The organism is Streptomyces sp. NPDC050508 (genome assembly GCF_040655155.1).
Classification (GTDB): Bacteria; Actinomycetota; Actinomycetes; order Streptomycetales; family Streptomycetaceae; genus Streptomyces.
This window is the reverse complement of sequence record NZ_JBFAJJ010000021.1, coordinates 114,213-128,801: the sequence shown is the minus strand read 5'-3', so window position 1 is coordinate 128,801 and position 14,589 is coordinate 114,213. Positions and strand designations below refer to the sequence as shown.

Annotated in this window: 11 protein-coding genes; 7 read left to right on the top strand and 4 right to left on the bottom strand. The window is 70.8% G+C overall.

Features of this window, described 5'->3' with window-relative positions; translation table 11 throughout:
* The first annotated feature begins 19 nt into the window (after positions 1 to 19).
* The 6 genes from AB0I69_RS41070 to AB0I69_RS41045 all read left to right on the top strand — a co-directional run bounded on the left by AB0I69_RS41070 (position 20) and on the right by AB0I69_RS41045 (position 8,018).
* Complete coding sequence (locus tag AB0I69_RS41070) at positions 20 to 667, top strand: Lrp/AsnC family transcriptional regulator (protein ID WP_363100893.1); 648 nt, start codon at positions 20 to 22, stop codon at positions 665 to 667.
* A 156-nt stretch (positions 668 to 823) separates the two neighbouring features.
* Positions 824 to 2,917, top strand: coding sequence for an NAD-dependent DNA ligase LigA (gene ligA, locus AB0I69_RS41065; RefSeq protein ID WP_363100892.1), 2,094 nt, complete (start codon positions 824 to 826; stop codon positions 2,915 to 2,917).
* A gap of 283 nt (positions 2,918 to 3,200) precedes the next feature.
* Entirely contained in the window at positions 3,201 to 3,773 is a 573-nt protein-coding gene (locus AB0I69_RS41060) for a hypothetical protein (protein ID WP_363100891.1), read from the top strand.
* Positions 3,774 to 3,941: 168 nt separating this feature from the next.
* Positions 3,942 to 4,802, top strand: coding sequence for a PaaX family transcriptional regulator C-terminal domain-containing protein (locus tag AB0I69_RS41055; protein ID WP_363100890.1), 861 nt, complete (start codon positions 3,942 to 3,944; stop codon positions 4,800 to 4,802).
* 189 nt (positions 4,803 to 4,991) lie between these two features.
* Positions 4,992 to 6,344 carry an alpha/beta hydrolase gene (locus AB0I69_RS41050; protein WP_363100889.1) on the top strand — a complete coding sequence of 451 codons (1,353 nt, stop codon included), beginning with the start codon at positions 4,992 to 4,994 and terminating at the stop codon, positions 6,342 to 6,344.
* Positions 6,345 to 6,449: 105 nt separating this feature from the next.
* Positions 6,450 to 8,018, top strand: coding sequence for an MFS transporter (locus tag AB0I69_RS41045; RefSeq protein WP_363100888.1), 1,569 nt, complete (start codon positions 6,450 to 6,452; stop codon positions 8,016 to 8,018).
* Between the two features lie 62 nt (positions 8,019 to 8,080).
* Here the strand turns inward: AB0I69_RS41045 and AB0I69_RS41040 are convergent, their stop codons facing one another.
* Complete coding sequence (locus AB0I69_RS41040) at positions 8,081 to 9,403, bottom strand: DEAD/DEAH box helicase (protein ID WP_363100887.1); 1,323 nt, start codon at positions 9,401 to 9,403, stop codon at positions 8,081 to 8,083.
* A 282-nt stretch (positions 9,404 to 9,685) separates the two neighbouring features.
* Between AB0I69_RS41040 and AB0I69_RS41035 the strand changes: the two genes are divergently transcribed.
* Positions 9,686 to 11,104, top strand: coding sequence for an MFS transporter (locus AB0I69_RS41035; RefSeq protein ID WP_363100886.1), 1,419 nt, complete (start codon positions 9,686 to 9,688; stop codon positions 11,102 to 11,104).
* A gap of 46 nt (positions 11,105 to 11,150) precedes the next feature.
* Here the strand turns inward: AB0I69_RS41035 and AB0I69_RS41030 are convergent, their stop codons facing one another.
* The 3 genes from AB0I69_RS41030 to AB0I69_RS41020 form a co-directional block, all read right to left on the bottom strand.
* Entirely contained in the window at positions 11,151 to 13,103 is a 1,953-nt protein-coding gene (locus AB0I69_RS41030) for a GAF domain-containing protein (protein WP_363100885.1), read from the bottom strand.
* Positions 13,104 to 13,179: 76 nt separating this feature from the next.
* Positions 13,180 to 13,980 carry a 3-hydroxybutyrate dehydrogenase gene (locus tag AB0I69_RS41025; RefSeq protein WP_363100884.1) on the bottom strand — a complete coding sequence of 267 codons (801 nt, stop codon included), beginning with the start codon at positions 13,978 to 13,980 and terminating at the stop codon, positions 13,180 to 13,182.
* Positions 13,981 to 14,034: 54 nt separating this feature from the next.
* Positions 14,035 to 14,514: an NUDIX domain-containing protein gene (locus tag AB0I69_RS41020; RefSeq protein WP_363100883.1), complete on the bottom strand. Its 480-nt coding sequence runs from the start codon at positions 14,512 to 14,514 to the stop codon at positions 14,035 to 14,037.
* Positions 14,515 to 14,589: the final 75 nt, after the last annotated feature.

Genomic DNA, 14,589 nt, shown 5'->3' with positions numbered 1-14,589 from the left:
TCAACGGAGAGGCGCGAACATGAGCGATCTGTCGACCTCGGAGTCCCCGGGCGAACGCCGCTCTGGACGGATCGGCATCGGCCTTGGCCTGGATTCGGTGCATCTCAAGATCCTCGACGTCCTCCGCACACAGGGCCGCATCTCCGTCGCGGCCCTCGCGGAACGCGTCGGCGTCTCGCGCGCGAACGCCTACACCCGCCTCGAAGCCCTCCGCGCCGACGGCGTGATCAACGGCTTCAGCGCCCGCGTCGACCACAACCGGGTCGGTCTTGAGATCTGCGCCCTGATCTTCGTCACGGTCCGCCAGGAGCTGTGGAAGCAGTTCCGCACCGCTCTCGCCCAGATGCCGGAGGTCGAGTACTGCGCCGTCACCACCGGCGAGCACGACGCCATGATCCAGATCCGGGTGGCCGACGTCACCGCCGTCCACCGCCTGGTCACCGACCGCCTGTCGACCATTCCGGCGGTCCGCGCCACCGAGACCGTGATCATCCTGGACGAGGTGCTCCGCCGCCCCTACGTCCTGCCGACCGCACCCCGCTCCAGCGAGACGACGACCGGAACTCCCCAAGACGCCCCCGGCACAAGCCAGTTCGGCATGACCCGCTTCATCCGCACCGCCGAAGGACGTGCCGACCTCCAGCGCACTTCCGAACCGGAGGACTGACAGACACCGGGCTGCACGGCAGAAGCGAACTCAGCGCCGGGGAGGGCACGTCGGCCGACCGGCCCCGTCATCGAGCGCCGAGCACCTTGCACCTGCCGACGCGCGGTCACGGTCACGCTCGGGGCATTGTCAGTGGTGGCAGGCAGGATGACGGTCATGACAACACCAGCTGCAGTGATCGTGGATGCCGCCGCCTACGCACAGGCGGTCGAGGACGCGGTGCAGGCGTCGGCCGCCTACTACGCCGGCGGCACCTCCGTGCTGGACGACGACTCCTACGACCGGCTGGTGCGCGGCATCGCCGCATGGGAGGCCGACCATCCCGACCAGGTGCTGCCCGACTCCCCGACCGGGAAGGTCGCCGGTGGCGCGGTCGAGGGCGATGTCCCGCACACGGTGGCGATGCTGAGTCTGGACAACGTGTTCTCCCCGGAGGAGTTCACCGCCTGGACCGCCTCCCTGACCCGGAGGATCGACCACGAGGTCACGCGGTTCAGTGTGGAGCCGAAGCTGGACGGCCTGGCCGTCGCGGCCCGTTACACCGACGGCCGCCTCACAAGGCTGATCACGCGCGGCGACGGGACGGCAGGGGAGGACGTGTCCCACGCGATCGGCACGATCGAGGGCCTGCCCGCCGAGCTGACCGAGCCGGTCACCGTCGAGGTGCGCGGCGAAGTCCTGATGACCACCGCCCAGTTCGAGCACGGCAATGAGGTGCGTACCGCGCACGACGGGCAGCCGTTCGCGAATCCGCGTGGCGCCGCGGCGGGCACGCTGCGCGCCAAGGAGCGGGCGTACACCGTGCCGATGACGTTCTTCGGCTACGGCCTGCTTCCCCTCGCCGGGACCGAAGTCGGCCTCGCGGGGCGGCTGTTGGAGAGCGCGCACAGTGACCTCATGGCCCAGGTGGCCTCGTACGGGATCAACACCACCGCCGGAACTCCCGTGCCCGGCATCGTCGCCGACACCGTCGAGCAGGTGCTGGCCCGGGTGCAGGAGATCGCCGCGCTGCGCGCCGAGTTGCCGTTCGGGATCGACGGGATCGTCATCAAGGCCGACCTGGCCGCCGACCAGCAGGCCGCCGGCGCGGGATCGCGGGCCCCGCGCTGGGCCATCGCCTACAAGCTGCCTGCCGTGGAGAAGATCACCCGGCTGCTGGAGGTGGAGTGGAACGTGGGCCGCACCGGCATCATCGCCCCGCGCGCCGTGCTGGAGCCGGTGGAGATCGACGGGGCCACCATCACCTACGCCACCCTCCACAACCCGGGCGACATCACCCGCCGCGATCTGCGCCTGGGCGACCACGTCATGGTCCATCGGGCCGGCGACGTCATCCCCCGCATCGAAGCGCCCGTCGCGCACCTGCGTACCGGCGACGAACAGCCCATCGTCTTCCCCGAGGTGTGCCCGCGCTGCGGTTCCGGGATCGACACCAGCGAACTGCGGTGGCGCTGCGAGCAAGGCCGTAACTGCCACCTGGTGGCGGCCCTGTCCTACGCCGCCGGACGCGACCAGCTCGACATCGAGGGCCTGGGCCACACCCGCGTCGTCCAGCTCGTCGACGGCGGCCTGGTCGCCGATCTCGCCGACCTGTTCGCCCTCACCCGCGACCAACTCCTGGGCCTGGAAAGGATGGGCGAGACCAGCACGGACAACCTCCTCGCCGCGATCACCACGGCCAAGGGCCAACCGCTGTCACGGGTGCTGTGCGCGCTCGGGGTCCGCGGCACCGGCCGGTCCATGTCCCGCCGTATCGCCCGCTACTTCGCCACCATGGACAACATCCGCGCCGCCGACGCGGAGACGATGCAACAGGTCGAGGGCATCGGCACCGAGAAGGCACCCTCGATCGTCGCCGAACTCACCGATCTGGCCCCGCTCATCGACAGACTCGTCGCCGCCGGGATCAACATGACCGAACCCGGCGCGACCCCGCCCGCGCCCGCCACGGCTGTCGACACCTCCGCCGACGGTACGGAAGCCGCGGACGCGGCAGACGGGCCCCTGGCCGGGATGACGGTGGTCGTCACCGGCGCGATGACCGGCCCACTGGAGAAGCTCAGCCGCAACCAGATGAACGAACTGATCGAACGCGCGGGCGGTCGCTCCTCCTCCAGCGTCTCCAAGAAGACCACCCTGGTCGTCGCCGGCGACAACGCGGGATCCAAGCGAGCCAAGGCCGAGACTCTCGGCATCCGCCTCGCCACCCCCGACGAGTTCGCGGCCCTGATCGCCGACTACCTCAACTGAGGCCTTCCGCAGGGGGTGTTCCCCAGCTCACAGTGACGACAGGGGCTCGGGTGGGAACAACCGGCGCCGGCCGGCCGTTCAACTCGATGTGGCTGCATGCCACCACGCACGGCCCCGGCTGGTCTCCCCCGTCCAGCCGGGGCTTTTACACGCCGACCGCGCGGCACGAGCCGCCTTCACGCGCTGGGTCCACTCACCCGCCCCGCCGGACTCCCAGGCGGCTTCAAGCACTCCGTGACAGAGGCAGAATGGACGTCACGTAGCCGCTGCGGATGGGGAGTTCATGGACACGCGTACGTTCGACGCGCTGACCGAGTCGATGAAGAGCGCGTACGTCGCGGGTCTCAGTGAAGGTGCCGTGCCCCGCCCGGTCATCATGCCGCTGGTGCGCGGCCAGTTGGTGGGCCTGATCTGGCTGCGGCCGGTCAAGACCGGCCAGGACGCGCTCACCGCCATCGCGTCGCTCTCGAACATCGCCGCGGCGGCCTGCGCCGACGAAGTCGTCCTCGCCTGGGAGACCCACGACGTCGCCACCGCCTGCGAGTTGCCCATCACCGGGCCGGCGCCCTGCCTCAACATGGTGCACGCCACGACCGACGGCCATACGCTCCACCAGTTCCCCTACACCGAGAGCGTCCCGGCCAACAGGCCCGAGGGCTCGGCGGCGGTTGAACCGCACTGGCAGCCGGCCCCGGACCCCCAGCCCGGCGGCACGCTGGTGCCACCCGTCCAGGCCGCGATCGACTACGCCTTCACCCCCATCGAACTGGACCACCCCTCCCCGTTCGGCGTCACCGTCGTCCTGATGGAAGAGGACGGCTACAGCCTGCGCCTGACCGAGGCATTCGCCCTCTGAGGTGCCATGGCCAAGGCGCGCCGATCCGTTGAGACATCACGCGAAACAGATTGCCGACGCGGACTTCCGCGCCCTCGCCCTCCACATCAGACCGATCTCCTTCCGCCGTCACAAAAGTGACTCACTTTGCGGAAGAGCGGCTCCCCACTCTCACCCCGGGCCTAGGCTGTGGCGGTGACCAGTGTCGATGTCGCCGCAGGACCGGCCGCCGAGAGCGGTCCCGAGCCGCGCACCCAGTCCTTGATGCTGACCTTCTTCGGCGCTCATGTACTGGGGCGCCCCGTCGCCGTGTCGTCGGGCAGCGTGATCGCCGCTCTCGGAAGGTTGGGCAGCACCGAGGAAGCGGTGCGGACCACCCTGAACCGGATGGTCAAACGCGATCTCCTGGAGCGTCGCCGTCAGGGCCGGAAGATGTACTTCGGGCTGACACCGCACGCCGTCCAGGTGCTGACGGACGGCCGGGACCGCATCTGGCGCACCGGCGCGGTGAACCGGGACTGGGACGGCCGGTGGACGATGGTGGGCTTCTCCCTGCCCGAGGCATGGAGCCGCGAACGGCACGACCTGCGCTCCCGTCTGATCTGGGCGGGCTTCGGCCCCCTGCAGAACGGCCTCTGGGTGGCCCCCGCGCGCGTCGATGTCCGCGAGATGGTGGCCGGTCTCGGCCTGGAGCCGTATCTGCGGGTGTTCCGGGCCGAGGTGGAGTCGCCGACCGACGTCCGTGAGGTGCTGGAGCAGGCGTTCGACGTGCCGGCCATCGGCGCGCGGTACCGGTCGTTCCTGGAGCGCTGGGACCGCACGGACCCGCTGCCCGCCGCGGCCTCCGGCGACGAACTCGCAGGCCAGCTCCTGCTGCACACGGACTGGCTGGATCTGGTACGACGGGACCCGCATCTGCCCGCCGAGCACCTGCCCGGAGACTGGCCGGCCGCGCAGGCGGAGACCGTTTTCCGTGGTCTGGCCAGCCGCTGGGAGCGTCCGGCGGCGCGCGCGGCGGCACGTCTGCTGGACACCGTGACACTGGACTGACCCGCGCCCGGGCCCCGCACTTCCACACGGGGACCCGTCCGCCTCAATATTGGTCAGTCTATTGACGGCAATCAAAAAAGAGCCCTACATTCGCAGCGCTCTTCCAGCTCGCTGCCCCACTTGCTGCCCCACTTACTCCCCCTGCTTGCTCCCCCACTCGGTCCCCACTCGACCCGCGGAGCCGCCGCCATGCCCCGACCCCGTCTCTCGACCCTCGCCGCAGCCTGCGCGACCGCCCTCGCGACCGCCCTGATCGGGCCGGCGACCGGCGCCCACGCCGTCACCGCCGACAGTTACTCCGGCACTCTGGCCGACGGCGCCACCTGGATCGCGGACAAGCCCGAGCAGTGGAACGGCACCCTGCTGCTGTTCAGCCACGGCTTCGGACCGACCACCGCCGCCGACGCCCCGTCGCCCGCGGTGCGCCAGGCCCTGCTGGACGCCGGTTACGCCCTCGCCGGCTCCTCCTACGACCCGAACGGCTCGATGTGGGCGCTCGACTCGGCCGAGCGGGACCAGTTCGCCGCACTCAGCGCCTTCCGTCGGCAGGTCGGCACACCGACCCGGGTCATCGCGGTGGGCCAGTCCATGGGCGGTCTCGTCAACGCCCGGATCGCCCGCGACGGCGCGGGACGCGTCGACGGTGCGCTCGGACTGTGCGGCCTGGTCGCGGGCGGTGTCGATCTGGACAACTACCAGCTGGACGCCGAGTACACCCTGGCCACGTTCTTCGACCCTGCCGACGCCGACCGGCTCGTGAACCTGGCCAGCCAGGCCGACGGCGCCGCGTTGGCCGCCCGGCTCACCCAGGCTGTCGAGACGGCGCAGCAGACCCCGGCGGGCCGCGCCCGGATCGCCCTGGCCGCCGCCTATCTCAACCTGGCCGACTGGGCTCCCGGCCAACAGCCGCCCGCCCGCGACGACTTCGCGGGCCAGGAGCAGCAGCAGTACGCGTGGCTGGCTCAGGGCCTGCTCTCGTTCATCGTCCCGGCACGCTGGTCGGTGGAGCAGTCGGCCGGCGGCAACACGTCCTGGAACAAGGGCGTCGACTACACCGGGCTGCTGCACAAGTCCGCCCACGCCAAGCAGGTCGAGGCGCTCTACCGCGACGCCGGACTCAACCTACGCACCGACCTGAACCGGCTCACCCGCGGTGCGGACGTCACAGCCGACCCGGCCGCGGTGGCCCGTCTGAAGCGGACCTCGACCGCAGGACAGAGCCTGGCCGTGCCACTGCTGGACATCCACACCACCGCCGACCAACTGGTGCCCGTGGAGCAGGAATCGGCCTTCGCCGGTCGGGTGCGCAGGGCCGGCGACTCCGCCCTCCTGCGACAGGCCTACGTGGCACGCCAGAGCCACTGCAACTTCACCACCGCCGAAGTCGTCGCCGGTCTGCACGCCGTGGAACACCGACTGGACACCCGGCACTGGGACGACTCCACCACCGCCGCCGAACTCCAGCACAGCGCCGACGAGTTGGGCCTCGACGGCGCCGCCTTCACCGACTACCGGCCGAGCCGCCTGACCGGCACCCGCTGATCCCGAAGCGCCCCCTATCCCCATCCCCTTCCCCGTCCCCTTCTCTCTGCCTCCTCTCCCTGTCTCCTCGCCGCTGCTTCCGTACCTCAGGAGCCCTCCGTGTCAATGACGACCGAACCCACCACCAGAACCGCCACCGGCCCGGGCCTGACCACCGGCACCCTGGTCGCCGGTCTCCTCGCCGTCTGCCTCGCCCAGATCGGCCTGGCCATACCGGCCACCCTCAACGGGCTGTTCCAGTCCGACCTGCACCCGGTCGGCTCGCAACTCACCTGGATCTCCGACGCGTTCCTGCTCCCGGTCGCCGTACTGGAGTTGACCTTCGGCCTGCTCGGCGACCTCTTCGGCCGCAAGCGGCTGCTGGTCGGCGGCGCTTCGCTGCTGGCCGTGGGCGAGTTGGTCAGCGCCACCGCCTCCGGCGTCCACCAACTCTGGGCCGGACAGGCCCTGGCAGGTCTGGGAGCCGCCGCCCTGTTCCCGACCTCGCTGGCCATCCTGGCCGCCGGCACCACCTCGCCCGCACAGCGCGCCCGGGTCATCGCGATGTGGGCGGCCCTGCTGTCCACCGGCGGGTTCCTCGCCCCGCTGCTCGGCGGCGTCACCGCGACCTACGGCTCGTGGCGCTGGTCGTTCGTCGTGGTCACCGCCATCGCCGCGGCGAGCGCCGCCGTCAGCGCTCTGTTCGTCGTCAACTCCAGTGCCCCCGAGGGCCGTTCGCTCGACATAGCGGGCCAACTGACCATCGGCCTCGGCCTGTTCTCCCTGCTCTACGCCATCATCCAGGGCCCGACGGACGGCTGGGCCTCGCCCTCGATCGTCATCGCCTTCGTCCTGGCGGCCGTGTTCCTCGTCGGCTTCGTCCTGGCCGAGAAGCGCGCCAAGTCCCCGCTTCTCCGCCTGGACCTGTTCAACAACCGCGCCTTCGCGGTGGCGTCGATCGTGGCCGTGGTGGGGATGTTCGCCTTCCTGGGCACCGCGTACTCCGTCAGCATCCGGCTCGGCCCGGTGCAGGACCAGGCTCCGATGCGGACGGGCCTGGCATTCGTCCTGCTCAACGGCATCACCCTGGTGATGCTGCCGGTGACGGAGCGGCTGCTGAAAGCTGTCGCACCGGGGCTACTGCTGGGCGGGGGGCTGCTGTTGATCGCGGCGGGCGACTACTGGGCGGCCACGCTGCCGATCACCGACAGCGCCTTCACCTCGCTGATCGTGCCGCTCGGTCTGGTCGGCCTGGGCTTCGCGATCACTGTCACGTCGATCACGGCGACAGCCGTCAACACCGTGCCGACGCATCTGGCCGGCATGGCGAGCGCCACCACCAACCTGCTGCGGGATTTCGGTTTCACCCTCGGCCCGGCGATCATCGGCGCCGTCGCCCTGAGCCGCGCGGCAAGCAGCTTCTCCGACTCGCTGCACGACTCCGCCCTGCCACCAGCGCTGAAGGGCGCGGGTACGGCCGTACTGGAAGAGGGCGGCCCGCTCGCGGTCAACGGCGCCTCGGCGGCGTCACCGAAGCTGGCCGACCTGCACCCCCTCGCCCTGGACGCTCTCGGCCACGGCTACTCGATCGGCTTCGTCGTCTGCGGCTCGGCCGCGCTGTTCTCCGCGCTGCTGGCCCTCGTCACACTCCGCGGCCGAGCCACTGCCGATGCCACCGCAGAGCAGCAGCAATAGCAACGGCCTTTCGGTGAAGGCGCGTTGGATGCCGCCGCTTGGGCTCTGTACTGTCCGTGCGGTCAGCGGCTCTTGCGCACCCGGGCCGCCGCGCGGGCTTCCGCGGCCTTGCGGGCCTCGGCGGTTTTACGGGACTCCTTGGCGGGCCGGCCGGGACGGGTGCCCAGGCCGCGGAAGGGGGCGTTGCCGCCGCTGGTCTTCGTCCCGGCCGGGGGGCGTTTGGCCCCGGTGATGGCGGCCAGCTTCTCCTCGCCCGAGCGGACCTGTGAGACGACCGGCCGGATGCCGGCGTCGGACATCATCCGGTTCACGTCGCGCCGCTGGTTGGGCGTGACGAGGGTGACCACGCGCCCGGACTCCCCGGCGCGCGCCGTGCGCCCGGCACGGTGCAGGTAGTCCTTGGCGTCGGCCGGCGGATCGACGTTGACGACGAGATCGAGCGCGTCGATGTGGATGCCCCGAGCGGCGACGTTGGTGGCCACCAGCACGGTGACCTCACCGTCCTTGAACTGACCGAGCGTGTGCGTGCGTTGGGGCTGTGACTTCCCGCTGTGCAGGGCGGACGCCCGTACGCCGCTGGCCCGAAGGTGACGGGTGAACTGGTCGACGCCGGCCTTGGTGTCCAGGAACATCAGCACCTGGCCGTCCCGCGCGGCGATCTCGGTCGCCGTCGCGTACTTGTCGGCGGCGTGGATGTTCAGCACATGGTGTTCCATCGTCGCGACCGAACCCACGGACGGGTCGACCGAGGCGTGAACAGGGTCATGGAGATAGCGCTGCACCAACTGGTCGACATCGCGGTCGAGCGTGGCCGAGAACAGCAGCCGCTGCCCGTCGGAGGGGATCTCGTCCAGGATGTCCGAGACCTGCGGCAGGAACCCCAGGTCGCACATCTGGTCCGCCTCGTCCAGCACCGTGATCCGCACGCGGTTCAGGTGGCAGTCCCGGCGCGAGACCAGGTCGGTGAGCCGCCCCGGCGTCGCGACGACCACCTCGACGCCCTCCCGCAGCAGCGCCGTCTGCCGGTTGATCGACAGCCCACCGACCACCGTGGCAAGCCGCACGCCCAGCGTCCGCGCGTACGGCGCCAGCGCGTCGCTCACCTGCTGCGCGAGCTCCCGGGTCGGCACCAGGACCAGGGCGAGCGGTCGTTTCGCCTCCGCCCGCAGGCCCGCGGTCCGCACGAGCAGCGCGAGCCCGAAGGCCAGCGTCTTGCCGGAACCGGTCTGGGCCCGGCCGAGGACATCGCGACCGGCGAGCGCGCTGGGCAGCGTCGCCGCCTGGATCGGGAAGGGCTCCGTCACCCCGAGGCCGGTCATCGTCTCGACCAGCCCGGACGGCAGCCCGAGCGTGTCGAAGGATGCGGCCGGCGGCTTCGTGTTCATGGGGAACCTTCCTGGATCTGATGCCCGCAACGCGCCGGGGCCCGTACCCCTTGGCACGGGCCCCGGCGGTGTCGAAGCGTGCCCCCATTTTACCAGCGGCGACCCGGGACACGAATGGGCCGCTGGCTAACGCCCTTCGTCACAACGGCCAGCTCCCCCATGGTGCCCACGCGCACTGCACCACCCAGAACTATGGTGTCCCACCACATGTGCCGCTGACGTGCCTCTTCCTAGCGTGTGCCCTCACCTACCGTCCCCACCGCACCCGAGGAAGTGGCGCACATGGCCTCAGCAACCACCGCTCCCCCACCCCCCGCCAACCTCCGGCGCATCGTCGCCGCCAGCCTCATCGGCACGACCATCGAGTGGTACGACTTCTTCCTCTACGGCTCCGCCGCCGCGCTCGTCTTCAACAAGCTGTTCTTCCCCGACTCCGACCCGCTCGTCGGCACCCTGCTCTCCTTCCTTACCTACGCCGTCGGCTTCGCGGCCCGTCCGCTCGGCGCCCTCGTCTTCGGGCACTACGGCGACCGGCTCGGCCGCAAGAAGCTGCTGGTGCTGAGCCTGCTGTTGATGGGCGGGGCGACCTTCGCGATCGGGCTGCTGCCCACCCACGCCACCGTGGGAGCGGCGGCGCCGGTACTGCTCACCGCGCTGCGTCTGGTGCAGGGCTTCGCGCTGGGTGGCGAGTGGGGCGGGGCCGTACTGCTGGTGTCGGAGCACGGGGACGCGCGGCGGCGTGGGTTCTGGGCGTCGTGGCCCCAAACCGGTGCGCCCGCAGGGCAGTTGCTCGCGACGGGAGTGCTGTCCCTGCTCACCGCCGTCCTTTCGGACGAGGCCTTCGGCAGCTGGGGCTGGCGAATCCCCTTCCTGCTCTCCGGCGTCCTGGTCGTCGTCGGTTTGTGGATTCGTCTGTCTGTCGATGAATCCCCTGTGTTCCAGGAGGCGTTGGCACAGTCGGAGGCCCGCAAAGTCGCCGCCCGAACAGCGGACCAAAGCGCCGACGCCGAGCAACTCCCGCTCGTCTCCGTGCTGCGCCACCACTGGCGCGACATCCTGGTCGCGATGGGCGCGCGCATGGCGGAGAACATCAGCTATTACGTGATCACCGCGTTCATCCTCGTCTACGCCACGACCTCGGCCGGCGTCTCCCGGCAGACGGCACTGAACTCCGTACTGATCGCCTCCGCCGTGCACTTCGCCGTCATCCCGGCCTGGGGCGCGCTGTCGGACAAGGTCGGGCGCCGACCCGTCTATCTGCTGGGCGCGGCGGGCATCGGGCTGTGGATGTTCCCGTTCTTCGCACTGATCGACACCGGAGACTTCGGCAACCTGGTCCTCGCCGTGACCGTCGGGCTGGTGCTGCACGGCGCGATGTACGCACCCCAGGCCGCCTTCTTCTCCGAGATGTTCGCGACCCGGATGCGGTACTCCGGCGCCTCGATCGGTGCCCAGTTCGCATCGGTCGCGGCGGGCGCCCCGGCCCCGCTGATCGCCACCGCCCTGCTGGCCGACTACGGCAGTTCGACCCCGATAGCCCTGTATGTGATCGCGGCGGTCGTCCTGACCCTGATCGCGGTCGGCGCGGCAAAGGAGACACGACACCGCGATCTGACCCAGGTCGACACCGCCGCGGCCGACGACGACGGCCGGCCCACGACCGCAACCGCGAAGAACGCGGCGAACGCGCGCACCACCTGACCGGCACGCGCCGCGCCGACCCTCGTACGCCTCGCGCCTACGAGGGTCACCGCCGCGTCGGAGCCGCCAACCGGTGCAATCTCAGGGCGAGTTGGATCTCCAGGGCGCGGGCGGGGTCCTGCCAGTCCTCACCGAGGAGCCGGCCCACGCGCTCCAGCCGCTGGGCCACGGTGTTGACGTGGACGTGCAGGTCGTCCTTCGTACGGGCCGGGCTCATGCCGCAGGCGAAGTACGCGTCGAGGGTGCGCAGCAGATCCGTGCCGCGGCGCTCGTCGTAGCGCGTGACCGGGCCGATGGTCCGCTCGACGAATCCGCCGATGTCCCGGTCGCCGGCGAGGAGCAGTCCGAGGAAGCCGAAGTCCTCGGCGGCGGCGCCGTCTCCGGAACGGCCGAGGAAACCCAGGGCGTCGAGGCAACGTCGGCCCTCCTCGTAGGCGGCGGCCACGGCGTCCGGCTGGGCGGCGAGCTTCTCGACGGGCGCGGAGGCGCCGACGGTGACCGCTTCGTGGACCGCCGCTCCCAGGTGGGCGGCGGTGCGCCGGGCCAGGTCCGTGGCGGTGTCGCCGGAGTCGAGGGGCAGCAGCAGGACGGTGCCCCCGTCGCGCGCGGCGGCCAGGCCGTGTCGGGTTCCGGCGAGGTGCGAGGCGGCGGACCACAGCCTTCTGCGGGCGGCGGCCTCCTGGTCGGCGTCGGCCGTCGTGCCGTCGAGCCGGGCAGCGAGTACGACATGGGTGGCGTCCAGGTCGGCGTGCAGCCGGGACGCGCGCTCCCGCAGCAGGCGCGGGTCGCGGTCGCGGGCGTCGAGCAGGTCGTCCAACAGCTCGCCGCGGACGCGCTGTTCGGCCTCGGCGGCCGACCGCCGGGCGAGCAGCAGCAGGGAGGTGACCATGCCGGCGCGCTCCAGGGTGCGCTGGTCGACAGGGTCGAGTCCGGGATGGCCGCGCAGCACGAGCGCACCGAGCAGTTCGCCTCCGGCGGCCACGGCGGCGATCCAGTCGTCCCGGTGCCGTACCGCATGCCCCTCCGCCCGGGACGCCTCCAGCGCTCTTGTGGGTGTGGCGTCGGTCTCGGTGAACTCGACCACTCCGTCGAGGACTTGGGAGACCGCCGCGGCCACGTCGTGGACACCGCCGCCGCGCAGCACGAGTTCGGCGAGCCGGTCGTGGACGTCGGAGGCGCGCTCGATGACTCCGCTGCGGTCCTGGATGATCTCGTTGGCGCGCTTCAGGCCGGCGAGGGCCGCACGGGTCTCCGTGAGCAGGTTCGCGGTGTCGATGGCGGCCGCGGCGAGCGCGGCGAAGGAACCGAGCAGGGCGATCTGCTCCCGCTCGAAGACCCGCGCCCGCCGGTCCGCCGCGAACAGCACCCCGATGACACGGTGCCCGAGCATCAACGGCACCCCGAGGATCGCCACCAGCCCCTCGTCCCGGACCCCGGAGTCGATGGTGAGGGTGTGCTGGAAACGGTCGTCCTTGAAGTAGTCGTCGGTGACGTACGGGCGTGCCGTCTGGGCCACGAGTCCGCCGAGCCCCTCCCCCATGCCCAGCCGCAGTTGCTGGAAGCGGGCCGCGACCGACCCCTCGGTCACCCGCATGTAGGTGTCGCCCCTGGCCGGGTCGTTGAGGCTGAGGTAGGCGATGTCGGTGCCGAGCAGCGACCGGGCGCGCTGGACGATCGCCTGCAGTACGGCGTCCAGGTCGCGCAGTCCCGCGAGGTCGTGCGCCGTCTCGAACAGGGCCGACAGCTCGGCCTCGCGCCGCCGCCTCCCCTCCAGTTCCGAACGCACGCGCAGCGCGAGCGACTTGGCGTGTTCGAGCGCGGCGATCGACTCGACCGACCGTCCCTCGGCGCGGGCGAGCAGCACCGGCTGCTCATAGGCGTCGGCGGAGGCTCCCCGGGCCAGCAGCTCAAGGAACGGCACCTCGGCGCTGTTCGGTGGCGCTCCGGCACCGGTGACGGTGGCGGAGCGCTCGGCGGACTGCATGTGATCGCTGGACATGCTCACAGGATTCCCCATCGCCGGGCCGGCCGGTCAGGCCTGTGGACAACTCCAATTCGCCTGCGGGACAGACAGTTCAGTGCGCGGTCCACCCGCCGTCCAGTACCAGCGAGGTGCCGGTCACGAAGGACGCGTGCGGGCCGCACAGATAGGCGACGGCCTCGGCGACCTCTTCCGGTTCGATGAGCCGTTTGACCGCGCTGTCCTGGAGCAGTACCTCGGTCAGCACCCGTTCTTCGGGGATGCCGTGCGCCCGCGCCTGGTCGGTGAGCTGCCGCTCGACCAGGGGGGTGCGCACATAGGCGGGGTTCACACAGTTCGAGGTGACGCCATGTGGTGCGCCTTCCAGGGCGGCGGTCTTGGAGAGCCCCTCCAGACCATGTTTGGCGGCCACATACGCGGACTTGAAGGCAGAGGCGCGCAGCCCATGGACGGAGGACACATTGACGATCCGCCCCCAGCCCTGCCCGTACATGTGGGGCAGAGCCCCGCGGATGAGCCGGAAGGGCGCCTCCAGCATCACGGTGAGCACGGTGTGGAAGACGTCGGGCGGGAACTCCTCGATGGGGCGCACCAGTTGCAGCCCCGCGTTGTTCACCAGGACGTCCGTGCCGACGGCGGCGTGCTCGGCGGCGTCGAGGTCAGTGAGGTCGAGCACGTGCGGCTCGACGGTGCCCGCGAGGTCCTGCGCCTGGTGGGCGAGCGCCGCCAGTCCCGGGGCGTCCACGTCGACCGCTCTGACCTTCGCCCCGGCGGCCGCCAACCGCAGCGTGCAGGCGCGGCCGATACCGCCGGCGGCACCGGTGACGAGGGCCGTTCGGCCGCTGAGGTCGAGGAGGCTCGCGTGGGTTCCCGGGAGGGCGTTGGGCACGGTCATGTGGCGAGCCTAGACAGCGCCCCCGCCCCACCACATATGGGTCGGGCACATACTTCAGTCGGTACTCGTGGTGTCAAACCATGTGGGTGCATCAGCCAGGGTCTGCTTGATCCGGAACAGTTGGTGATCACTGAGTTCGGGCAGCACATCCAGCTCGAACCAGCCGACCTCCAACGACTCGTCGTCGTTCACGGCCGCTTCACCACCGACGGCCCGGCACTGCAGAGTGATGTCCATGAACTGGCAGGCGTCACCGTTGGGATAGGTGATCGGTCCGCCGGCCTTGACCATGACGACCCGTTCCGCGACGCATTCGACGGCCGTCTCCTCGAACACCTCGCGCACCGCGCAGACCGCGGGCTGCTCACCGGGCTCGGGGATGCCGGAGGGCAACGCCCACTCGTGGTTGTCCGCCCGCTTGCCCAGCAGGACGCGACCCGCGTCGTCGAAGACAACGGCGCTGACCCCGGGAAGCCAGAGCAGTTGATGCCCCGCGGAGGCCCGGATCGTACGGATGAAATCAGGAGTAGCCATGCTCCGACCCTAACGGGACGATCCATGGCTACTCCACGAACTGCCGTGCGCCCGGCGGGCGTACAACGGCCGTAC

Excerpts from the sequence above, each read along its gene's own strand:
- AB0I69_RS41035 (WP_363100886.1), top strand. The coding sequence starts at position 9,686 with ATGGCCTCAGCAACCACCGCTCCCCCACCCCCCGCCAACCTCCGGCGC.
- AB0I69_RS41025 (WP_363100884.1), bottom strand. The coding sequence starts at position 13,980 with ATGACCGTGCCCAACGCCCTCCCGGGAACCCACGCGAGCCTCCTCGAC.
- AB0I69_RS41030 (WP_363100885.1), bottom strand. The coding sequence starts at position 13,103 with ATGTCCAGCGATCACATGCAGTCCGCCGAGCGCTCCGCCACCGTCACC.
- AB0I69_RS41020 (WP_363100883.1), bottom strand. The coding sequence starts at position 14,514 with ATGGCTACTCCTGATTTCATCCGTACGATCCGGGCCTCCGCGGGGCAT.
- ligA (WP_363100892.1), top strand. The coding sequence starts at position 824 with ATGACAACACCAGCTGCAGTGATCGTGGATGCCGCCGCCTACGCACAG.
- AB0I69_RS41040 (WP_363100887.1), bottom strand. The coding sequence starts at position 9,403 with ATGAACACGAAGCCGCCGGCCGCATCCTTCGACACGCTCGGGCTGCCG.
- AB0I69_RS41060 (WP_363100891.1), top strand. The coding sequence starts at position 3,201 with ATGGACACGCGTACGTTCGACGCGCTGACCGAGTCGATGAAGAGCGCG.
- AB0I69_RS41045 (WP_363100888.1), top strand. The coding sequence starts at position 6,450 with ATGACGACCGAACCCACCACCAGAACCGCCACCGGCCCGGGCCTGACC.
- AB0I69_RS41050 (WP_363100889.1), top strand. The coding sequence starts at position 4,992 with ATGCCCCGACCCCGTCTCTCGACCCTCGCCGCAGCCTGCGCGACCGCC.
- AB0I69_RS41070 (WP_363100893.1), top strand. The coding sequence starts at position 20 with ATGAGCGATCTGTCGACCTCGGAGTCCCCGGGCGAACGCCGCTCTGGA.